At 70.8% G+C, this 555-nt stretch carries 1 protein-coding gene; it reads left to right on the top strand.

What is annotated here, in order from left to right:
- Positions 1-325: 325 nt before the first annotated feature.
- Positions 326-555: hypothetical protein (locus tag ABD323_RS44690; protein ID WP_486327194.1), on the top strand; the 230-nt coding region annotated here is incomplete at its 3' end.

Genomic DNA, 555 nt, shown 5'->3' on the forward strand with positions numbered 1-555 from the left:
GCCCATCCCCTGGGTCTTGATCTCCGCCCAACGGGCGTCGTGCGCGTCCAGCGGACCCGCGTGGGCTGCCACCGGGCCGAGGCGGGGGACAATGATGCCCAGCTGTTTGGTCTTGCCGGTGTTGTCCGCGCCGCTCACCGCGACGGTCACCACGTCGTCCACCACAACCTCCCCGCAGTCGTTCGATCACGCGGGCCGATCGGCCCGGAGGTGCGAGTACAACCGAACCTCCGTGCGGTACAGCAGGGTTCATCCGTCTTGGAGGGGTAATGCACCCCCCTCGTTTCGGCCCGCCCGGGACCCGGCGGGTGCTGAGATGGGGTCCGTGGACGCGCAGAGTTTCCAGCACCCGATCACCGTCGCCCGGGCCTTGCGGGGCATGTCGATGACCGACCTGGCGGTGGCGATGAGAGCTGCCGCGCGCCGCCGCGACCGCCGCGCCGGCACCACCAAGCAGCAGGTGTACGCCTGGGAGCGGCCCACCGCCCGCCCTCCGAGCGAGTGGTCCCAGCTCTTGATGGCCGAAGCCCTCGGCGTCGACCCCGAACACGTCAC

Origin of the sequence: Kitasatospora nipponensis, from assembly GCF_039528135.1 — a bacterium.
GTDB lineage: Bacteria > Actinomycetota > Actinomycetes > Streptomycetales > Streptomycetaceae > Kitasatospora > Kitasatospora nipponensis.